The sequence below is a fragment of the Amycolatopsis sp. NPDC048633 genome (genome assembly GCF_040650695.1).
Taxonomy (GTDB): Bacteria; Actinomycetota; Actinomycetes; order Mycobacteriales; family Pseudonocardiaceae; genus Amycolatopsis.
On the sequence record NZ_JBEZHS010000023.1, the window covers coordinates 128,597 to 147,988 of the forward strand.

At 71.4% G+C, this 19,392-nt stretch carries 20 protein-coding genes; 8 read left to right on the top strand and 12 right to left on the bottom strand.

Annotated elements, in window-relative coordinates:
• Positions 1-33: 33 nt before the first annotated feature.
• The 3 genes from AB0C38_RS32835 to AB0C38_RS32845 are packed head-to-tail and all read right to left on the bottom strand — an operon-like array spanning position 34 to position 2,301.
• Complete coding sequence (locus AB0C38_RS32835; protein WP_360681026.1) at positions 34-753, bottom strand: GntR family transcriptional regulator; 720 nt, start codon at positions 751-753, stop codon at positions 34-36.
• Position 754: 1 nt separating this feature from the next.
• On the bottom strand, positions 755-1,501 hold the full coding sequence (locus tag AB0C38_RS32840; protein WP_360681028.1) for a maleate cis-trans isomerase: 747 nt from the start codon (positions 1,499-1,501) through the stop codon (positions 755-757).
• A gap of 59 nt (positions 1,502-1,560) precedes the next feature.
• Positions 1,561-2,301: an Asp/Glu/hydantoin racemase gene (locus AB0C38_RS32845; RefSeq protein ID WP_360681029.1), complete on the bottom strand. Its 741-nt coding sequence runs from the start codon at positions 2,299-2,301 to the stop codon at positions 1,561-1,563.
• 104 nt (positions 2,302-2,405) lie between these two features.
• On the opposite strand from AB0C38_RS32845, the gene AB0C38_RS32850 reads away from it, so the two are divergent.
• The 3 genes from AB0C38_RS32850 to AB0C38_RS32860 are packed head-to-tail and all read left to right on the top strand — an operon-like array spanning position 2,406 to position 5,098.
• Positions 2,406-3,404 carry a D-2-hydroxyacid dehydrogenase gene (locus AB0C38_RS32850; RefSeq protein WP_360681031.1) on the top strand — a complete coding sequence of 333 codons (999 nt, stop codon included), beginning with the start codon at positions 2,406-2,408 and terminating at the stop codon, positions 3,402-3,404.
• Entirely contained in the window at positions 3,401-4,783 is a 1,383-nt protein-coding gene (locus AB0C38_RS32855; protein WP_360681033.1) for an amidase, read from the top strand. Before AB0C38_RS32850 ends, AB0C38_RS32855 begins: the two co-directional genes overlap by 4 nt.
• Positions 4,784-4,840: 57 nt before the next feature.
• A complete protein-coding gene (locus AB0C38_RS32860; protein ID WP_360681034.1) occupies positions 4,841-5,098 on the top strand; it encodes a hypothetical protein in 258 nt (85 codons plus the stop codon).
• A gap of 9 nt (positions 5,099-5,107) precedes the next feature.
• Here the strand turns inward: AB0C38_RS32860 and AB0C38_RS32865 are convergent, their stop codons facing one another.
• Entirely contained in the window at positions 5,108-5,785 is a 678-nt protein-coding gene (locus AB0C38_RS32865; RefSeq protein WP_360681036.1) for a helix-turn-helix transcriptional regulator, read from the bottom strand.
• A 56-nt stretch (positions 5,786-5,841) separates the two neighbouring features.
• Here AB0C38_RS32865 and AB0C38_RS32870 point away from each other — a divergent pair, with 56 nt between their 5' ends.
• Complete coding sequence (locus AB0C38_RS32870; RefSeq protein ID WP_360681038.1) at positions 5,842-6,294, top strand: MaoC family dehydratase; 453 nt, start codon at positions 5,842-5,844, stop codon at positions 6,292-6,294.
• On the opposite strand, the gene AB0C38_RS32875 is transcribed toward AB0C38_RS32870, so the two are convergent.
• The 8 genes from AB0C38_RS32875 to AB0C38_RS32910 form a co-directional block, all read right to left on the bottom strand.
• Complete coding sequence (locus tag AB0C38_RS32875) at positions 6,272-7,504, bottom strand: MFS transporter (protein WP_360681040.1); 1,233 nt, start codon at positions 7,502-7,504, stop codon at positions 6,272-6,274. The two genes, AB0C38_RS32870 and AB0C38_RS32875, sit on opposite strands and share 23 nt — an antisense overlap.
• A gap of 177 nt (positions 7,505-7,681) precedes the next feature.
• Positions 7,682-8,206, bottom strand: coding sequence for a helix-turn-helix domain-containing protein (locus AB0C38_RS32880; RefSeq protein ID WP_360681042.1), 525 nt, complete (start codon positions 8,204-8,206; stop codon positions 7,682-7,684).
• A gap of 128 nt (positions 8,207-8,334) precedes the next feature.
• Complete coding sequence (gene pqqB, locus AB0C38_RS32885; RefSeq protein ID WP_360681044.1) at positions 8,335-9,162, bottom strand: pyrroloquinoline quinone biosynthesis protein PqqB; 828 nt, start codon at positions 9,160-9,162, stop codon at positions 8,335-8,337.
• On the bottom strand, positions 9,159-10,223 hold the full coding sequence (gene pqqE, locus AB0C38_RS32890; RefSeq protein ID WP_360681046.1) for a pyrroloquinoline quinone biosynthesis protein PqqE: 1,065 nt from the start codon (positions 10,221-10,223) through the stop codon (positions 9,159-9,161). Before pqqE ends, pqqB begins: the two co-directional genes overlap by 4 nt.
• A complete protein-coding gene (pqqD, locus tag AB0C38_RS32895) occupies positions 10,214-10,480 on the bottom strand; it encodes a pyrroloquinoline quinone biosynthesis peptide chaperone PqqD (RefSeq protein ID WP_360681048.1) in 267 nt (88 codons plus the stop codon). The genes pqqE and pqqD overlap by 10 nt, the downstream gene beginning before the upstream one ends.
• The gene (pqqC, locus tag AB0C38_RS32900) at positions 10,477-11,160 is read right to left on the bottom strand and encodes a pyrroloquinoline-quinone synthase PqqC (protein ID WP_360681050.1); all 684 of its coding nucleotides are present in this window, start codon (positions 11,158-11,160) and stop codon (positions 10,477-10,479) included. Before pqqC ends, pqqD begins: the two co-directional genes overlap by 4 nt.
• A gap of 3 nt (positions 11,161-11,163) precedes the next feature.
• Positions 11,164-11,259: a pyrroloquinoline quinone precursor peptide PqqA gene (pqqA, locus tag AB0C38_RS32905; protein ID WP_086670354.1), complete on the bottom strand. Its 96-nt coding sequence runs from the start codon at positions 11,257-11,259 to the stop codon at positions 11,164-11,166.
• 117 nt (positions 11,260-11,376) lie between these two features.
• Positions 11,377-12,741 carry a wax ester/triacylglycerol synthase family O-acyltransferase gene (locus tag AB0C38_RS32910; RefSeq protein ID WP_360681052.1) on the bottom strand — a complete coding sequence of 455 codons (1,365 nt, stop codon included), beginning with the start codon at positions 12,739-12,741 and terminating at the stop codon, positions 11,377-11,379.
• Between the two features lie 119 nt (positions 12,742-12,860).
• Between AB0C38_RS32910 and AB0C38_RS32915 the strand changes: the two genes are divergently transcribed.
• The 4 genes from AB0C38_RS32915 to AB0C38_RS32930 are packed head-to-tail and all read left to right on the top strand — an operon-like array spanning position 12,861 to position 19,391.
• Positions 12,861-14,000, top strand: coding sequence for an FAD-binding oxidoreductase (locus tag AB0C38_RS32915; protein ID WP_360681054.1), 1,140 nt, complete (start codon positions 12,861-12,863; stop codon positions 13,998-14,000).
• Between the two features lie 44 nt (positions 14,001-14,044).
• A complete protein-coding gene (locus AB0C38_RS32920) occupies positions 14,045-15,667 on the top strand; it encodes a thiamine pyrophosphate-binding protein (RefSeq protein ID WP_360681056.1) in 1,623 nt (540 codons plus the stop codon).
• A complete protein-coding gene (locus AB0C38_RS32925; RefSeq protein WP_360681058.1) occupies positions 15,664-17,694 on the top strand; it encodes a hydantoinase/oxoprolinase family protein in 2,031 nt (676 codons plus the stop codon). The genes AB0C38_RS32920 and AB0C38_RS32925 overlap by 4 nt, the downstream gene beginning before the upstream one ends.
• On the top strand, positions 17,691-19,391 hold the full coding sequence (locus tag AB0C38_RS32930; protein WP_360681059.1) for a hydantoinase B/oxoprolinase family protein: 1,701 nt from the start codon (positions 17,691-17,693) through the stop codon (positions 19,389-19,391). The genes AB0C38_RS32925 and AB0C38_RS32930 overlap by 4 nt, the downstream gene beginning before the upstream one ends.
• Position 19,392: the final 1 nt, after the last annotated feature.

Below are 19,392 nucleotides of genomic sequence, written 5' to 3' on the forward strand. Positions count from 1 at the left end.
CCGGCCTTCAGGTCGCGGCTGCAGGCGCTTCGCTCACCCGTTGCCCGGCACCGGCGGGGCGTGCCCCTCGATGAGGCTCGTCCCCGGCGCGAGCCGCTGCACCGCGTCCTCCATGTGGGAGTCGAGCAGCGCCAGCGCCGTTTCCTCGTCGCCGTCGCGCAGGGCCTGGATGAGCTTCGTGTGTTCCTCGACGCGTTCCTCGACCCGCTGATAGGTGCTCTGCAGCGCGGTCAGGCACATCCGCGTCTCGATGAGCAGGGTCCGGGCCATCCGGACGAGCCGTTTGCTGCCGGAGGCGTTGATGAGGGCCTCGTGGAACCTGAGGTCCGCGGTGGAGAGCGCGCTCGGGTCGTCCTCGCTCGCGGCCGTCGCCATCTCGGCGACAGTCCGTTCGAGCACGTCGGCGATCCGGTCGCGTTCCCCGCCGCGCACGGCGCGGATCATCGCGGCGCGTTCGATCGCCGAGCGAGCTGCATAGATGTCGTAGACGTCGCCGGGCTCGAGGTCGATCACGAACAGCCCGCGGTGCCGTTCGCTGCGCAGGAGCCCTTCCGACACGAGATGCTGCATGGCTTCCCGGAGTGGCCCCCGTGACACCTGGAACCGGGAGGCCAGCTCGGTCTCGCCGAGCTGGGTCCCGGGCGGGAGGGCGCCGGTCATGATCGCGTCGCGCAGCTGACGCGCGATCACCGCAGCCGTCGACTCGCGGCTGACCGGTTCGATCTCGGGCAGCATGCCCGGTGGCAGGGCCATGTCAAGCGCTCCCGTCCGGCAGTTGCCGGAACAACGCGCCGAGGGAGCGGACGAGCCGGTGCCGCCCGGTCAGGCGCAGGCCTTCCCAGACGGTCACCTGGTTGGCGGTCAGCACGGGCTTCTTCAGCGCGGCTTCGACGATGTTGATCTCCTGGAGCGTCCGCATCGCGGTGTCCGGCACGAGCACAGCGTCGGCGTCCGGGTGGTCGTTGCGCACGGCGAGCTCGACGACGGCCTCCGACGTCATCGCGCCGACCTCGGCGGCCGTGATGATGTCAGCGCTGGCCATCGCGACGACCTCGATGCCGCCGGCCTTGAGGAAGTCGACGAACAGCTGCGCGATGTCGTCCGGGTAGCTGGCGGCGACGGCGACACGCTTGACGTCCAGGGCACGCGCGGCGTGCACGAACGCGAAGGAGGTGCTAGAGGCCGGGACCCCGGCGACGGTGGCGAGGCGGTCGGCCTGGTCGCGGGCGCCGTCCCAGCCGTAGACGAAGCTGCCGCTGGTGCAGGCCCAGATGACGGCGTCCGGCTCGTGCTTCTTGAGCAGGGCGGCACCGTCGGCGAGACGAGTCTCGCTGCCGAGGTCCAGCAGCTCGGCGACCGCGTGCTTGTCGGTGCCGTAGATGTGCTCGACCGCGAGGCGGATGTCGCCCTCGTCGGCGGCCGCGCCGCCGAGCAGCTGCTCGGCCAGCGGGTAGTCGTCTTCGGCCGCGTGGTCGGGGTAGATGAAGCCGATGGTGGTCACGAAACCTCCGGAGAGACGCAAATTGTCGACAATCCTAGAGGGATGGTCAAGGAAAACCTTCACGACACGTCACGAAGCCACTTCCCGGGTCCGACGATGGGGAGGTGCATGCGGCGCAGGCATGCCCACATGGTCAGCTGGTTGGCGGTGAGCACCGGCTTGCCGAGCGCGGCCTCCAGGGGCTCGATCAGGTCGTAGGTCGGCAGGTTGGTGCAACTGACGAAGATAGCTTCGGCGTCGCCGTGGTCGGCGGCGAGGATGCGTTCGGCGATGGTGCGGTAGCTGACCTTCCAGATGCCGCCGCCCAGCCCGAGGTGGTCGCTGGCGACGGTCTCGACGTTCAGCTCGCCGAGGAAGTCGTGCAAAGCGCGGGTGAGGTCGGCGTCGTACGGCGTGAGCACCGAGACGCGGTGCAGGTCGAGCTGGTGCAGCACTTCGGCCAGGGCACCCGAGGTGGTGACGGCGTCCGGCGCGCCGGCGTCGCAGATCGCCTTGGTCAGCGAGCGCTCGTAGTCGACGCCGTTGACGAAGCTGCCCGACGTGCAGAGGTAGGCGACGACCTCGGGCTCGACGTGCAGCACGTCGCGGGTCGCGCTGGCCAGGTGGTGGCTGTCGCTGACGAGGCGGGCCATCTCCATGCTGACCGGCACCGGCTCGTACGGCGTCCGGGCGAGATGGAGGGACACCTCCATCGGCACCCAGCGCCAGAGCTCGCGCTCCAGCGCGAGGTCGAAGGGCGCGATCACCCCGATGCCGCGTTGCGCCAGCGGGCCGTCGAACGCCAGGAAGTCGAAATCCAAGGCTCAGCCTCCGGAATACGTCTGAACTTGATGACACGTCCGGTGCTCCGGGGGTCGTTCCTCGGATTGTTGACAATCATACGAGCCGCTTTTACCGTGTCAACGTGATCGCCTCGGAAAACCGGGAAACTCCCGTCCTGGCCGTGCTCTGCGGCGAGCACCGTCCACCGGACATGCGTGCTGTCGAATCCGGGGCGGTCGTCCGTTACACGGACGCGGCGGGCCTGCCCGAAGCCCTGTCCGGAGCCGACGGGCTCTTCGTCTACGACTTCCTCTCCACGGCCGTGCCGGGCGCCTGGCACGCGGCCGATCGCCTGCGCTGGCTGCACATCGCGAGCGCGGGCGTCGACCCGGTGCTGTTCCCCGGGCTGGTGGAGAGCGACGTCGTCCTGACCAACTCGCGGGGCGTCTTCGACGACGCCATCGCGGAGTACGTGCTGGGCGTCGTCCTCGCCTTCGCGAAGGACTTCGCGCGGTCGCACGACCTGCAGCGCGAGGGCCGCTGGCTGCACCGCGAGAGCGAACGGATCGCCGGGCGCGAAGTGGTGGTCGTCGGCACCGGGCCGATCGGCCGGGCCATCGCGCGGCTGCTGCGCGCGGCCGGGATGCGGGTGAGCGGGGCCGGCCGCCGGGAGCGCACGGGCGACCCCGACTTCGGCGTCGTGCACGAGTCTTCGCAGCTCGACGAGTTCCTGCCGCACGCCGACTACGTCGTCGCCGTCGCGCCGCTGACCGAACACACCAAGGGCATGTTCGACGCGCGCGCGTTCGCCGCGATGAAGCCGTCGGCCCGGTTCGTCAACGTGGGCCGGGGCGAGCTGGTGGTCACGTCCGACCTGGTCGACGCGCTCGAGAAGCGGACCATCGCCGGCGCCGCGCTCGACGTGTTCGACACCGAGCCGCTGCCGCCCGACAGCCCGCTCTGGACCATGCCGCACGTGCTGGTCTCGCCGCACATGTCCGGGGACTTCATCGGCTGGCGGAACACGCTCGTCGAGGTGTTCACCGAGAACTTCCGCCGCTGGCAGGCTGGGGAGCCGCTGCGCAATGTCGTCGACAAGTCGCTCGGCTACGTGCCGTCGGGGAACCAGGGAGCCGGATGAACGACAGGATGCTGACCGCCAGCGAGCTCGTCGCCGCCTACGCGACCGGTGAGCTCTCACCGATCGAGGCGACGCAGAACGCGCTGCAAGCCATCGAAGACCGCGACGGGGAGTTCAACGCGTACTGCCTCGTCGACGCCGACCGGGCGCTGGAGCAGGCCAAGGCGTCGGAGGTCCGCTGGCGGGACGGCAACCCGATCGGGTGGCTCGACGGCGTGCCATCCTCGATCAAGGACATGTTCCTCACCCAGGGCTGGCCGACCGTCCGGGGCTCGAAGAGCATCGACCCGGACCAGCCGTGGGACGTCGACAGCCCGGTCGCCGCGCGGATGCGCGAAGCCGGCCTGGTGGTGCTGGGCAAGACGACCACGCCCGAGATCGCGTGGAAGGGCGTCACCGACAGCCCGCTGCAGGGCATCACGCGGAACCCGGCCGACCCGTCGAAGACGGCGGGCGGGTCGAGTGGCGGCAGCGCCGCTGCCGTCGCGGCGGGGATGGGCGAGCTGTCCGTCGGCACGGACGGCGGCGGCTCGGTGCGGATCCCGGCGTCGTTCTGCGGGATCGTCGGGCTCAAGCCGACCCACGGCCGGATCCCGCTGTTCCCGGCGAGCCCGTTCGGGCCGCTCTCGCACGCCGGCCCGATGGCGCGGTCGGTGGACGACACCGCGCTGCTGCTGGACGTCCTGTCGATGCCCGATTACCGCGACCCGGCCGCGCTCGCGCCGCCGGTGGCGTCGTTCCGCGAAGCCGTCCGCCGGGACGTGCGCGGCCTGATCGCGGCGTTCTCGCCGACGCTCGGGTACGTCGATGTCGACCCGGAGATCGCCGAGATCGTCGCGGCGGCGGTGCGCGCGCTCGGTGACGCGGGCCTGCACATCGAGGAGACCGACCCGGGGTTCGCCGATCCCAAGCCGGCGTTCGACATCCTGTGGTCGTCGGGGGCGGCGAAGCTGCTCGACTCGTTCCCGCCGGGTTCCGCGGACCGGACCGACCCGGGCCTGCGCAAGGTCTGGGAGCTGGGCAAGACGTGGTCGGCGAGCGACTACCTCGACGCGACCGCCGAGCGGGCCGCGCTGGGCATCCTCATGGGCGAGTTCCACACGCGCTACGACGTGCTGATCACCCCGACCGTCCCGATCGCCGCGTTCGAGGCGGGGCACGACGTGCCGCCGGGCAGCGGGCTGAGCGAGTGGCCGGAGTGGACGCCGTTCACCTACCCGTTCAACATGACCCAGCAGCCGGCGATCAGCGTGCCGGCTGGCCGCACGTCGGCGGGGCTGCCGGTGGGCCTGCAGATCGTCGGGCCGCGGCACTCGGACGACCTCGTGCTCGCGGTGGCGAAGCTCCTGGAGGAAGTGCGGCCCTGGGCGACGGCCTGACCACACGTGAGGGTGAAACCCGGGCCGGGGCGGGGAAAGCTGTGCCACTGTTCGCCGGTGAACGCTGAAGGCTGGCGGTACGAGCGCGCCATTCCGACCGTGGACGTCGCCGGAAAGCCGACCCTGGTGGTGGTGGGCTTGGTCGAGCAGGGCGACCGCCTGACCGCGGCGCTCCGGGTGGACGACGGCAAGGCCGCCCTGGTCCCCCTGGAAATGGGCGGGGAGCTGCTGAAGGCGTTGAGGGAGACGCTGGAGAGCTGGTGGCGCATCGACGGCCACCGCGACCTGACCCCGGAACCGCGTGCGGGACGCTGACGCGCGCGGTCAGCCGATGCCGTGTTCGCCAAGCCTTCGCCGTCCCGCTTCCGTCACCCGCAACGCGCGTCCGCCCGGGCGGCGGCGTACCCAGCCTTCGTCGAGCAACGCCGTCAGCAACGTGGTCCCCAGGACGCCCGCGATGTGAGCGGTGCCGTGCGACCAGTCGAGGCACGCGCGCACAGCCGGCCCGGTACCGCGCAGCTCGGTGATCCCGAGCGCCGCCAGCAGCGGGTGGTCGAAGGTGCGCACCACGCCGGTCTCGCCCGGGGCCAGCTCGTCGACCACGTCGTCCTTCCGCAGCAGCACGGCCAGGTCGATCCCGAGCTGTCCGGCCAGGTGCCCGTAACACGCGCGGGCCCGCAGCAAGGGTCCCGACGGCGGATCGGGCTGGAGCCGTGCGGGCAGCCGGGGCGGGGCGAGCGCCGCCAGCGCTTCCACGAGCTGGGCCACCTCGGCTCCTGCGAGGCGGTGCAGCCGTTGGCGGCCCGCGTCGGTCACGACCACCAAGCCCGCGTCGCACAGGCGGCGCAAGTGCGTGCTCGCCGTGGAGGGCGCGACCCCGGCGACCGTCGCCAACGCGCGGGCGGAATGCGCGTCGCCGTCCATCAGCTGCAGGAGCATCGCCGCTCGGGCCGGTTCGCCGATCGCCTGGGCGACCGCGGCGATGTCGGGTTCGGCGACCATCCCGCCAGCCTAACCATTCGCTCCGGATCGAAGGGTTTCTGTGGCACCCTGCGCCCATGACCAGTGATCGCTACTTCGAGGACTACGTGCTGGGCACGACCTACGACTGCGGCAGCGTCGAGGTGACCGAGGCCGACATCCTCGACTTCGCCCGCCGCTACGACCCGCAGAGCTTTCACGTCGACGCCGCCGCCGCGGCGGACGGGCCCTTCGGCGGGCTGATCGCCAGCGGCTGGCACACCGCGAGCCTGATGATGCGGCTCTACGCCGACCACTACCTGTCCACTGTGTCCAGCCTGGGCAGTCCGGGCGTCGACGAGCTGCGGTGGCCGCGGCCGGTGCGGCCGGGCTCGGTACTGCGGCTGCGGGCCACCGTCACCGAGGCGCGGCTCTCGCGCTCGAAGCCGGACCGGGGGCTGGTGCGCACGCGCGTCGAGTTCGTCGACGGCGGGGACGACATCGTCTTCAGCGCGAGCCTGCTGAACCTCATCCTGGTGCGCCCGGGCTGACCGGCGCGTGGCGGACCAGCCCGCGCACCTGCGGGTTGAGCAGCACGATCGCCGTCGCGCCGACGACCAGGGCCGCGCCGCCGAAGAGCGTCGCCGAACGGCCGGCGTGCTCGGCCAGCGGACCGGCGGCGATCTGGCCGAGCGGCATCGCGATGAACGAGCCGAGCATGTCGTAGGAGTAGACGCGGGCGAGTTTCTCGGGCGGCACGTTCTCCTGCAGCGAGACATCCCACGCCACCCCGAACTGTTCGATCGCGACGCCCGCGAGGAACATCGTGAGCAGCAGCGGCAGCAGGTACGGCGTCTGACCGAGCGCGAGCATCGGCAGCGCGTCGACCACGACCAGCGCGACGCCGATCAGAAGCATCCGCCGAGGCTGCCACCGCGCGGCGACGAAGCCGCCGAGCAGCGCCCCGGCGGTCTGCACCGCCAGCGCGAGGCCCCAGCCGGTGCGGCCGAACGTGTCGTCGGCGACCAGCGGGCCGATCACCCGAAGCGCGCCCGCGTTCACCGCGTTGACGATCATGAACTGCAACACCACCAGCCACACCCACGACCGGGCGCGGAACTCCCGCCAGCCTTCCGCGAGCTCACTGAGGGGGCGGCTGCCGGGGATCCGTTCGCCACGCGGGAGGCGGACCCGGCGGTAGGAAAGTGCGGCGGCGAGGAACAGGACGGCGTTCCCGGCGAGCGCCCACCCGGAGCCGGCGAACGCGACGAGGATCCCGGCGAGGCCGGCGCCGGCGATGCGGCCGGCGTTGGACAGCAGCCGGACCAGCGCGTTCGCCTGGGCGAGCAGCGGCGCGGGCACGGTCAACGGCGTGAGCGACGCGGCCGCGGGCAGCGAGATGGCCGAGACGGCGCCGTTGACGAGGCTGAGCCCGACCAGCAGCGGGATGGAGGCGAACCCGCAGAGGACGCTCGCGGCGATGGCGGCCTGCGTGAGCGCGGCGGCGGTCTCGGTGCCCTGCAGGATCACCGACCGCGGCAACCGGTCGGCGAGCATCCCGCCGAACAGGATGAGCAGCACATTGGCGATCGACCGCGCCCCGACGACGATCCCGAGGTCCACGGCTGACCCGGTCAGATCGACGACCGCGAAGGCCAGCGCGAAGGGAGCAACGGCGTTGGCGAAATCGGCGAAGGTCCGCCCGGTGACGAGGGCGCGAAAGCGAGGTTCGCGAAGCGGGGCGAGGAGCGGGGTGGACATGGCAGCTCCGGCGGGGTGACGGGATGGCGGGAAAAGTGGGCGGTGCGGCAGCGGTCAGGCGCGGTTCGGGTGCCGAGTTGGTCTCGTGGGGCTAGCTGGCGGCCCGGCAAGGTCGGCGGGGCAGCGGAGGCAAGCTCGTGCAACCAGGCGAGCGCGAACCGGCCCCCAGTGGCGCGGTCACCGAACTTCCTTCGACCCTGCCTCGGCCAGTTCGAACAGCGCCACGCTCGCGCTGACCCGGACCGTCCCCGGCGTCCGGGGTGGCTGGGCCGCCGCGTGTAGCTGCTGGCTCAGCTCCGATGCTTGCTCGAGCAGGCGCGCCCAGATCGAGGGGTCCACCCACAGCTCCGCGTCCGTCAACGAGGCGCGGCGGCCCGGGGCTCGCTGGGAGGCCCGTCGCAGGAGTTCGCCTGCGATCGCCTTCGTCAGGAGCTGGTCCTCTGCCGGGTTGCGGGTCGTCAAGCGGCGGCCTGAGTCCGGGTCGTGGCGGTACCTCTTGGCCTTCCCGCCGCGGATCGTCACCTCCTCCGCCACCTCCAGCAGGCCCGCCTCGTGCAGGCGGCGCAGGTGGTAGCTGATGTTCGCCTGCGTGTCGCCCAGCTCGCGCGCTGCCTCGGCCGCGCTCATCGCCGTGCCCGTCAGGAGCGACAGGATGCGCATGCGGAGCGGGTGCGCCAGGACGCGCAGGTTGTCGTGGGGCATGGCGCCAGTCTGCCACGACCGTCAAAGAGTTATTTGGGGGTCTGCTGTGCCAGCCAGCTCGCCGTCGCCTGGACGCTCGCGCGGCGGCCGAAGCACATCGAGGCCGGCGCTACGCCGGAGGGGATCGCCTAGAGCACGTACGTGGTGCCGTCCGCTGGGAGCAGCGCGCCGGCGGACAGCACGGCGGTGTGCTCGGCCGATGCCGGGTCCAGCACCGGGTTCGTGTTGTTGAGGTGCGTGAACGCCCAGCGTCCGGGGCGCCCGGCGATCCGGGCCAGGCTCGCGGTGATCGGCAGGTGCCCCATCGCGAGCTGGTCCGGCCCGCCGACGCCGGCCATCTCGTCCGGCGCGTAGAAGGTTCCGTCCAGCAGCACCAGCGAAGCGCCATCCACAAAGGAATCGAAGCCGGACGGCCAGCTCTTCAGGCACGGCGCGTACACGAGCACGCCGCCGGTCGAAAGGTCCGAGATCCGATAGGCGACCACCCACGGACCATCCCCGGTGGACGAAACGTACTTCGGCTTCTTGTCGCTCACCGGGAGCACGTCGACTCGCAGTCCGGGAAGGTCCGCAAGAGACGTCCAGCCGCCGTAGCCGTCGATGATCCCGCGGAAGGGCGACAGCGCGCTCAGCACCGCGTCCGACGCGAACACCGGGAGCCCGCCGGCCTCGCGCAGCATGAGCAGGCCCAGCGAGTGGTCCAGTTCCGCGTCGGTCAGCAGCACTCCGCGCAACGGGATCTCGCGCGGACCCGGCCCCGCGCGCAACGCCGGAGTGGAAAGGATCTGGGCCCGGATGTCCGGCGAGCAGTTGAGCAGGTACCAGCCGGCACCGTCCGCGCTGACCGCGACGCAGTCCTGGGTGCGCGGGGGCAACCCGGCCGTGCACAGGCGGCACGCGCAGTTCCACTGTGGACATCCGCCACCCGCCGCGGTGCCGAGCAGGATCACCTTCATCGGCGCATGACCAGGTCGGGCTCCGGAGGCCGGGCCAAGATGAGATCCACGACCTCGCGCTGCGGCGACCGCGAACACACCGGGTCGGTCGCCGCGGCGTCGCCGGTGAGCAGGAACGCCTGGCAGCGGCAGCCGCCGAAGTCGAGCCCGCGACGGTCGCACGTCCGGCACGGCTCGCTCATCCAGTCCTCGCCGCGGTAGGCATTGAACGACTCCGAGTCGTACCAGATCTCGGCGAGGGGTGTGTCGCGGACATTGGAAAGCGAAAGCGTCGAAATCGCCGACGCCGCCGGGCACGGCAGCACGGTCCCGTCCGGCGCCACCGTCAGCTGCCGCGCACCCCAGCCGTACATGCACGGCTTCGGATACGGCTCGTAGTAGTCGGCGACGACGTAGACGATCTCCATCGTGCCGCGCAACCGCTCGACCGCCGCGCGTACCACCGGCTCCGCGGCGGCGAGCTGCGCGGGAGTCGGCATCAGCGCCTCGCGGTTGCGCAGCGCCCAGCCGTAGTACTGGGTGTTCGCCAGCTCCAGGCGGTCCGCGCCCATCCGCTCGGCCAGCTCGATGATCCCGGCCAGCTGGTCGTGGTTGCGCCGGTGCAGCACCACGTTCAAGGACAACGGCAGCCCGGACGACTTCACCAGCGCGGCCGCGGCGAGCTTGTGGTCGAACGCTCGCGCGCCGGCCAGCAGATCGGAACGCTCCCGCGTCGCGCCCTGCGCCGACAGCTGGACGTGCGCGAGCCCGCGCGAGACCAGGTCGTCGAGCCGCGCGGAAGTCAGGCCGAGCCCGGAGGTGACGAGGTTGACGTAGCACCCGAGCGAACTCGCGTGCGCCACCAGCAAAGCCAGGTCCGGCCGGGCCAGCGGCTCGCCGCCGGACATGTGTACCTGCAGCACGCCCAGCTCGCGTGCTTGCGAGAGCACCGAGATCCAGTCCGCCGTGGACAGTTCAGCGTCCCGTGAGACCAGCGAAACCGGGTTCGAGCAATAAGGACAGTGCAGCGGACAGCGGTGGGTCAGCTCGGCCAGCAGGCCGAGCGGCGGGCTCACGTCCATGCGACGACCCGCCGTTCGCCCAGCCGCGTCAGCACGTCGAGGACGTCTTGCTCCCGGACGCCGGTGAAGCGCTTTCCCAGCACCGCGGTGATGTCGGTGACGGTCCGGGCGCCGTCGCAGAGTTCGAGCACCGCGGCCGCGGTGGTGTTCGGCACCAGCACCCCCTCGGGGAACAGCAGCACGTGCGTCTCCCGGACGTGGTCGAAGGACAGCCGCACGCCGCGGCGCAGCGCGGGAACGGAGTCGACGGCGATCATGCGCGCTCGATCGCGTCGAGCATCGACCACAGGACGTCGCACTTGAACGACAGCGCGGCGATCGCGCGGTCCTGCTGTTCGCGCGTGACGCAGTGACGGACCACGATGTCGAGCGTGTCCTTGCCCTCGCCGGAGACCTTGTCGATGCGGTTGGTGAAGTAGCCGAGGTCCTCGCGCGCGATCCACGGGTAGTGCGCGAGCATGTCCGCGACGCGCTGCTGCATCAGGTGCCCGGCGAACATCTCGGTGAGCCCCGAAGCGACGGCCTCCCACCACGGCTTCGTCCGGGCGAAGTTCACGTAGGCGTCGACGGCGAACCGGACGCCGGGAGCGACGTGCCGCTCGTCGAGAACTTCGTCCCGGTCCAGGCCGACGGCCTCGCACAGCCGCAGCCACCGCTCGATGCCGCCGGTGCCGGCGTGCGGGCCGTCGTGGTAGACGATCCGGTCGAGCCACTGGCGCCGGATCTCCGGCAGCGGGCAGTTGCTGATGATCGCCGCGTCCTTCTGTGGCAGCTGACACTGGTAGTACCAGCGGTTGGCCGCCCAGATCCGCAGTTCGTGCTCGTCGAGCTCGCCCGCGTGCAGCCGGCGGTGGAACGGGTGCGTGCCCCAGTACCGGTCCGAAAGACCGCGCAGGGCCGCGATGAATGCGCTTTCCGCGAGCGGCTCGACAGGCATCGGTCAGTCCGCCATGCGGGCCGCGTAGGCGGTCACCTCCATGGGAGTTTCGTACTCGACGAAGTCGGGGGTCGTCCACACCTCAACGGATTCGGTCATTTCCTGCTCCTCTCCCGTGGCTGGTCGCCGCCACCGTAAGAGCGGGACGAGCGGGCTGGCCAGAGCAGTTCGGAAAGTTTCCTTCCGATGGCGCAGCGGAGTGCCGATCACCGGGGCTTACTTGACCGCGGCTTCCAGCTCCACCAGCGCCGTGTCGAGGTGCGTCAGGATCCGCTGCAGGTGCGGCACGCTGCGGCGGCAGCCGGTGACGCCGAAGTCGAGGTTGTCGCCGTTGCTGGTCAGCGTGATGTTCACGGCCTGGCCGTCGAGCAGCACCGACGCCGGGTAGATGCCGTCGAGCTGGGCCCCGTTCCAGTACATCTGCTTGCGCGGCCCGGGCACGTTCGAGATCACCAGGTTGAACGGCGGCCGCGTGTTGTTCACGATGCCCGGGATCGGCGAGACGCCCAGCTGCGCGACGTTAACGGCCGATAACAACAGCGTCTGCAACGGCGTCAGCTCCGAGAACAGCCGCTTGCCGTTGCGCATGGACTGGTGGATCGTGACGAGCCGCTTGCCCGCGTCCGGCAGGTCGGTGGCCAGGTTGCAGAGCAGCGCGCCGATGTTGTTGCCCGCCGCCTCACCCGGGTCGTTCTGGCGGCGCAGCGACACCGGCACCATCGCGACGAGCGGCGCGTCCGGCAGCGCGCGCTGCTCGATGAGGTAGTCCCGCAGCGCGCCCGAGCACATCGCGAGCACGACGTCGTTGCGCGAGACCCCGCCCGCGGTCGCGACCTTCCGGACGCGGTCCAGCGACCAAGACTGTGCCGCGAACCGCCGCGCGCCGCCGATCGGCACGTTGAACATCGTCCGCGGCGCCTGCCCCGGCAGGGTCACTGTGTGCTCGCCGAACGCCTCCCGCGCCACCTTCATCGCGGCCGGCGCCAGCCCCGCGAGCTGACTGGCGGTCTTGCCCGCGGTCTGCAGGAACGACCGCTGGCTCTTGACGCGGCCTTCGCCCGGTTTGCGCCGGCTGCCCCACCACGGCGGGCAATCCAGGTCCGTCGGATCGTCCGACAGCGTGCCCTGCAGCTGACGCAGCGCCGAGACGCCGTCCATCAGCGCGTGGTGGACCTTGGTGTAGACGGCGAACCGGCCGTCGGCGAGCCCCTCGATGAGGTGCGTCTCCCACAGTGGGCGGTGCCGGTCGAGCAGGGTGCTGTGCCAGCGCGACGTCAGCTCCAGCAGCTCGCGGACGCGGCCCGGCTGGGGCAGCGCCGAGTGCCGGAAGTGGTAGTCCAGCTCGAGATCGGTCTCGGCCTTCCAGGCCACGTGTCCCATCGTGTTGACCGGCCGGGCCGGCCGGCGCTGGAACACCGACCGCATGTTGTCCGATTCGAGCAGCGAACGGCGGACGTCGCGCAAGTAGTCCGGGCCGGCGCCGTCGGGTTTCTTGAACAGCTGCAGACCGCCCACGTGCATCGGATGCTCGCGCGTTTCGACCAGGAGGAACATCGAGTCGGTCACGGGCATCATCGGCATGGGACATCACCTTCCGCACTCGGCACGCCGACTCTACGCGCTCGGCTGCCGCGGGTGGATCACGTTCTACTCTGGCGAGTATGACCGTCCGCGGCGCACGGGAAACGTCGGTGCCACCGATGGCCGAGTGTGTCGTGATCGGCGGCGGTGTGATCGGTGTGAGCTGCGCGTTCCGCTTGGCGGAAGCCGGTGTCGACGTCCTGCTGCTGGAGCGCGGCGGGCTCGGCGAGGGCTCGACGGCGAAGGCCGCGGGCGGCATCCGGTCGTCGTTCACCAGCCGCGTGAACGTTGAGCTGGGACTGCGCGGGCTCGCCGCGTACAGCGCTTTCTCGCGCGACTTCGGAGTCGAGATCGACTTCCGCCGCGACGGCTACCTCTACCTGCTCACCGACCCGGCGGACGTGTCCGCAATCGGACATTGTTCGGAGCTGCAGCGCGAGTACGGCGTGCGCAGTCACCTGCTGGATCCCGCGGAGGCGAAGGGGGTCCTCCCGCTGCTCGAGACGGACGGGATCATCGCCGCTCTGTGGTCGCCGGACGACGCGAAGGCGACGCCGGACGCGGTCGTGCAGGGCTACGCGAGGGCAGCGCGGGCTTGCGGCGCGAAGCTGCGCACCGGCGTCGAGGTCACCAGGATCGAGCGCGACGGCGACACGTTAACCGGCGTTAACACGACGGCCGGGTTCGTCCGGACCGGCGCGGTCGTGTGCGCGGCGGGCGCCTGGTCGGGGCAGGTCGGCGAACTGGCCGGCCTCGATCTCCCGGTGCGCCCGTTCCGGCGCCAAGTCGTGTTCACCGGGCCGGTGCCGGGATTGCCGGAATCGGTGCCGCTGACCATCGAGATGCCGTCGGCCTTCTACTTCCACCGCGAGGGCCCCGGCCTGGCCATGTCGTTCTGCGAGGACGACGGCTTCCCGGGCTTCCTCACGCAGTACGAAGCGGGCGAGTGGCTGCCGCGGCTGGCCGAGCTGGCCGGCCGCCGGATCCCCGCCGTCCTCGACGCCGGCATCCGCACGGCTTGGGCCGGGTTGTACGAAGTGACGCCCGACCGCAACCAGATCGTGGGGGAAAGCGTCCTGCTGTCGCGGTTCTTCTACGCGACCGGCTTCTCCGGGCACGGGTTCCAGATGGGACCAGCCACCGGCGAGCTGGTCCGGGACCTCTACCTGGGCCGGCCGACGGCCGTGGACATCGCGGAGCTCGACGTCCGGCGCTTCGAGAGCGCCGGTACCGCACCGGCCGAGCACAACATCGTCTAGGGGTTGATTGCCAGATCGTTCAACGATCTGGCAGTATCCGCGCCGTGGCTGTGAGTGGTGCTCGGGAGTTGGTGGACGCGCTCGAAGGGCTGGGGACGGAGATCGTTTTCGGCCTCCCGGGGGTGCACAACCTGCCGTTGTGGGAGGCGCTCGCCGAGACCCGCATCAAGCTCGTCGGGGTCCGCCACGAGCAGACCGCGGGCTACGCGGCCGACGGCTACGCGCGGGCGACCGGCAAGCTCGGCGTCGCCCTCGTCACCACCGGGCCGGGTGCGGCGAACACCCTCGGCGCGGTCGGCGAAGCGATGGCGTCCGCGGCTCCGGTGCTGGTCATCGCCACCGACATCCCTTCGACGCTGCGGCGCCCCGGCGTCGTCCGCGGCGTGCTGCACGAGACGTCCGACCAGCAGGCGATGTTCGCGCCGGTCACCAAGGGCGGCTTCACCGTGCGGGCGGCCGACCAGATCGGGACCACCGTGCACCGCGCGGCCCGGCTCGCGCTGCAGCCGCAGAGCGGCCCGGTCTACCTCGGCGTGCCCACCGACTACCTGCGCGAGACCGTGCCGCACCGGCGCCCGCCCGCGCCGCACCGCAAGCCCGACGGCGACGTCCCGGACCTCGCGCGGGCCGAGGCGATGCTGTCCGACGCCGAGCACCCGCTGATCTGGGCCGGCGGCGGCGCGCTGCGTTCCGGGGCGGGGGACGCCATCGGCGCGCTCGCCGAGAAGATCGCCGCGCCGGTCATCACGACGTTCGGCGCCCGCGGGCTGCTCCCGCTGGACCACCCGTGCCTCGCGCCGAACCCGGTGCACACGCCGGAGGTCGGCGAGCTGTGGGACGAGGCCGACATCGTGCTCGCCATCGGCACCGACTTCGACGGCCTGATGACGCAGAACTGGCGGATGCCGAAGCCGCGCAAGCTGGTCGCGATCAACGTCGACGCCGACGACGCCGCCAAGAACTACCCGCCGGACCTGACGCTGGTCGGCGACGCGCGCGCGATCGTCGAGCGGTTGCTGCCGAAGGAACGGCCGGGGCTGGACGACATCACGTTGCGGCTGGCCGGGATCGGCCGCCGGGTGCGCCAGCGCATTCGCGACGAAGAGCCGCAGGCCTACGACTTCCTGTCCACTTTGGACGAGGTGCTGCCGTCGGACGCCGTGATCGTGTCCGACATGTGCGTCGCCGGCTACTGGGTCGGCGGCTTCCACCGGGTGCGGGCGCCGCGCAAGCTCGCCTACCCGATGGGCTGGGGCACCCTCGGCTACGGCTTCCCGGCGTCGCTCGGCGCCGCCGCGGCGGGCGTCGGCCGCGCCATCTGCATCACCGGCGACGGCGGTTTCCTCTACGCCTGCGGTGATCTGGCGACGCTTGCGCAGGAACAGCTGCCGGTCACGGTGGTCCTGGTCGACGACGGCGGCTACGGAATGCTGCGCTACGACCAGGACCGCGAGGGCCTGCCGCACCGCGGGGTCGACTGGGACAGCCCGGACTTCGTCGGCCTGGCCCGGTCGTTCGGGGTGCACGCGGACCGCGTCTCCGGGTTCGGGCGCGCGTTCCGGCGGCTGCTCGGCGAGTTCGTCGAGTCGGACGAACCGAACGTGCTGGTCGTGAAGGCCAAGCTGAAGCCGCCGCTGAACACTTCGCCGCGGTGGTATCGCACATGAGGATCGGCGTCGACATCGGTGGCACCTTCACCGACCTCTGCGCGGTGGACGGATCGGGGATCGCGGCCGTCGGCAAGGTGCTGACCACGCACGACGAGCCGGCGCGCGCGGTCGAGGAAGGCCTGGCCGCGCTGCTCGCGGAGTCGGGGATCGCCGCGTCCGACGTCGACCAGGTCGTGCACGGGACGACGCTGGTGACGAACGCGCTGATCGAGCGCAAGGGCTCGCCGACGGCGCTGCTCGCCACGGCGGGCTTCCGCGACGTCCTGGAGATGCGCCGCGAGCACCGGTACGAGCTGTACGACCTGCACCTCGAGCTGCCCGCGCCGCTGGTCCCGCGGCACCTGCGGTTCGACGTCCCGGAACGGATCCTCGCTGACGGGTCCATCCACATCGGACTCGACGAGGAGTACGTCGCCCGGCTCGGCGGTGAGCTGGCGGAACGCGGGATCGACGCGGTCGCCGTCTGCTTCCTGCACGCGTTCACCAATCCCGCCCACGAGCGGCGCGTCGCCGCGATCCTGGCCGAGGTGGCGCCCGGCCTGCGGGTCGCGCTGTCTTCGGACGTCGTCCCCGAGATCCGCGAGTTCGAGCGGGCGTCGACCACGGTCGCGAACGTCTACGTCCAGGACCTGACCGAGCGCTACCTGCGCGACCTCGAACACCGGCTGCGGCGGCTGGGGATCGCCGGGGCGCCGCACATCATGCTGTCCAACGGCGGACTGGCCACTGTGGACACCGCGGCCCGGCACCCGATCCGGATCCTCGAGTCCGGGCCGGCGGGCGGCGCGCTGGCGGCGGCCACGCTGGGCCCGGACGACCTGCTGGCCTTCGACATGGGCGGCACCACGGCGAAGCTGTGCCTGATCGCCGGGGGCGCGCCGCTCGTCACGCACCAGTTCGAAGTGGACCGCAAGTACCGGCTGCTGCCCGGTTCCGGGCTGCCCGTGCAGGTGCCGGTCACCGACATGATCGAGATCGGCGTCGGCGGCGGCTCGATCGCCCGGATCGACGCGCTCGGCCTGCTGACCGTCGGGCCCGACTCGGCCGGCTCCGAGCCCGGCCCGGTCTGCTACGGCCGCGGTGGCACCGAGCCGACGGTGACCGACGCCGACCTGGTCCTCGGCTACCTCGACCCGGCCTACTTCCTCGGCGGTGGCATGAAACTCGACGCCGCGGCGGCGCGTGAAGCGATCGGCCGCATCGCCGGGCCGCTCGGCGTGAGCGTCGAAGAGGCCGCGTGGGGCATCCACACGAGCGTCAACGAGGACATGGCGAACGCCGCCCGGGTGCACGCCGTCGAGCGTGGCCAGGATCCGGCGAAGCTGCCGATGTACACGTTCGGCGGGGCGGGCCCGGTGCACGGTGTCGGTGTCGCTCGCGCGCTCGGGGCGCCGTCGGTCGTCGCGCCGCCCGCCGCCGGCGTGCTCAGTGCGGCCGGGTTCCTCACCGCGCCGCTGGCGTTCGACTTCGTCCGGTCGGCGCGCGCCGCCGTGCACGACCTCGCGTGGGAGCAGGTCGACGCGCTGTTCGCCGAGATGGAAGCCGAGGGTGCGGCCTTGCTCGCGAAGTCCGGTGTGGACGACGTGACAAATCGCCGTGTCGCCGAGATGCGCTATGCCGGGCAGGGCTACGAGATCCGCGTCCCGGTCCACGGCGGCAGCTGGCCGGAGACCCTGATCGACGAGTTCACCGCCACCTACCGCGCGTTGTACCGGCGCAGCGGGCCCGAGGTCGGCGTCGAGGTGCTGAACTGGCGGGTCGTCTCCAGCGGGCCCGCGCCGGACGTGACATTGCGGCTGAACGCGCAGGTCACCGGCGGCGACGCACGGAAGGGGAGCCGCGAGGCGTACTTCCCTTCGACCGGTGGATTTGTCGACACGGCCGTGTTCGGCCGGTACCGCCTCCAGCCGGGCACCCGGGTGGACGGACCGGCCATCGTGGAGGAACGCGAGTCCACAGTGGTCGTCCCGCCCGGTGCGCACTGCGTCGTCCGAGGTGACGCGGCACTGGAGGTGACGGTGTGAGCGTCGACCCCATTCTGGTCGGACTGTTCGGCAACCGGCTGCACTCGATCCTCGCCGAGCAGCAGAACGCTTTGGTCAACACGGCTTTCTCCGCGGTAGTGCGTGAATCGCTCGACCTGGCCTGCGCGGTGTTCGACTCGCGCGGCGAGATGATCGGCCAGTCCGTCGGCGGCACGCCGGGGCACATCAACGCGATGGCGACCGGCATGCACCACTTCGTCGCGGCTTACCCGCCGGAGCAGCTCGAACCCTGTGACGTGCTGCTCACCAACGACCCGTGGCAGACCGCCGGGCAGATCAACGACATCACCGTCGCGACGCCGGTGTTCCTGCGCGGCAAGCTGGTCGCGTGGTTCGCGTCCTGCTGCCACGCGCCGGACATCGGCGGCCGGCTCGTTTCGGCGGAGGCGCATGAGGTCTTCGAAGAGGGCTTGCGCCTGCCGATCCTGAAGTTCCTGCGTGCGGGCGAGGTCAACACCGACCTGGAACGGCTGATCCGCGCGAACGTGCGGACGCCGGAGGAGACCATCGGCGACCTGTACGCGCAGGTCACCGGCAACGAGGTCGGCGCGGCCAGCCTGCTGAAGCTGCTGGACGAGTTCGGGCTCGAGTCCCTCGACGACGTCGCCGCCGAGATCATGAACCGCTCCGAAAAGGCCCTGCGCGACGCCCTGCGGGAGCTGCCGGACGGGGTCTACACCAACGAGATCGTCACCGACGGCTTCGACGACGAAGAGATCGTCCTGCGCGTGACGGCCACTGTGGACGGTGACGGGATCCACCTCGACTTCGCGGGTTCGTCGCCGCAGAGCCGTCGAGGCATCAACGTCGTGCTCAACTACACGCGGGCGTATGCGTCGTTCGCGGTCAAGGCGGCAATCTCGCCGGAGGTGCCGCACAACGCCGGGTCGTTCCGGCCGGTGCACGTCACCGCGCCGGAAGGTTCGGTGCTGAACTGCCTGCCGCCCGCCCCGGTCGCGTCCCGGCACCTGATCGGGCACTTCCTGCCGTCGTTGCTGATCGGCGCCTTGCCCGGGGTCGCGATCGCGCCGAGCGCGGACGCGCTGTGGATGACCATCTGGCGTGGCCCGGGGTTCATGCTCAACGTCTTCCAGACCGGCGGCATGGGCGCGCGGGCCGACAAGGACGGGCTGACCACTACAGGGTTCCCCAGCGGCCTGCGCTCGACGCCGACCGAGGTGATCGAGACCATGGCGCCGCTGGTCCAGCACACGCGGGAGCTGCGCGTGGACTCCGGCGGTGCCGGGCGGTGGCGCGGCGGCCTCGGCCAGGTGACGACGATGGCGGCGCGCGGCCAGGACTCCTGGAGTGTCAACGGGAACGTCGACCGCGTGCGCGCCGCGGCGTCCGGTGTGGACGGCGGCCGGGATGGTGCGGCCGGCCGCTTCGGGCTCCACGAAGGCGAAGACCTGCCCGCGAAAAGCCGGGTGACGCTGGTGCCTGAGTCCGTTGTGGACGTCACGCTGCCCGGCGGCGGTGGCTACGGACCTCCGTTCGAACGGCCGGTGGAAGCAGTGTTGGGCGACGTCGTCGAGGGGTACGTCTCGGTGACGGCGGCGCGCGCGGTGTACGGCGTCGAGGTGCGGTACCTCGGCGACCCGGCCGCGCTCGTCCGGCTGCCCGGGGACTACGCGGTGGACGAAGAGCAGACAGCACGACTGAGAGCGGGGAAGTGAC

Excerpts from the sequence above, each read along its gene's own strand:
- AB0C38_RS32835 (WP_360681026.1), bottom strand. The coding sequence starts at position 753 with ATGGCCCTGCCACCGGGCATGCTGCCCGAGATCGAACCGGTCAGCCGC.
- AB0C38_RS32855 (WP_360681033.1), top strand. The coding sequence starts at position 3,401 with ATGAACGACAGGATGCTGACCGCCAGCGAGCTCGTCGCCGCCTACGCG.
- AB0C38_RS32865 (WP_360681036.1), bottom strand. The coding sequence starts at position 5,785 with ATGGTCGCCGAACCCGACATCGCCGCGGTCGCCCAGGCGATCGGCGAA.
- AB0C38_RS32870 (WP_360681038.1), top strand. The coding sequence starts at position 5,842 with ATGACCAGTGATCGCTACTTCGAGGACTACGTGCTGGGCACGACCTAC.
- AB0C38_RS32875 (WP_360681040.1), bottom strand. The coding sequence starts at position 7,504 with ATGTCCACCCCGCTCCTCGCCCCGCTTCGCGAACCTCGCTTTCGCGCC.
- AB0C38_RS32880 (WP_360681042.1), bottom strand. The coding sequence starts at position 8,206 with ATGCCCCACGACAACCTGCGCGTCCTGGCGCACCCGCTCCGCATGCGC.
- pqqB (WP_360681044.1), bottom strand. The coding sequence starts at position 9,162 with ATGAAGGTGATCCTGCTCGGCACCGCGGCGGGTGGCGGATGTCCACAG.
- pqqE (WP_360681046.1), bottom strand. The coding sequence starts at position 10,223 with ATGGACGTGAGCCCGCCGCTCGGCCTGCTGGCCGAGCTGACCCACCGC.
- pqqD (WP_360681048.1), bottom strand. The coding sequence starts at position 10,480 with ATGATCGCCGTCGACTCCGTTCCCGCGCTGCGCCGCGGCGTGCGGCTG.
- pqqC (WP_360681050.1), bottom strand. The coding sequence starts at position 11,160 with ATGCCTGTCGAGCCGCTCGCGGAAAGCGCATTCATCGCGGCCCTGCGC.
- pqqA (WP_086670354.1), bottom strand. The coding sequence starts at position 11,259 with ATGACCGAATCCGTTGAGGTGTGGACGACCCCCGACTTCGTCGAGTAC.
- AB0C38_RS32910 (WP_360681052.1), bottom strand. The coding sequence starts at position 12,741 with ATGCCGATGATGCCCGTGACCGACTCGATGTTCCTCCTGGTCGAAACG.
- AB0C38_RS32915 (WP_360681054.1), top strand. The coding sequence starts at position 12,861 with ATGGCCGAGTGTGTCGTGATCGGCGGCGGTGTGATCGGTGTGAGCTGC.
- AB0C38_RS32925 (WP_360681058.1), top strand. The coding sequence starts at position 15,664 with ATGAGGATCGGCGTCGACATCGGTGGCACCTTCACCGACCTCTGCGCG.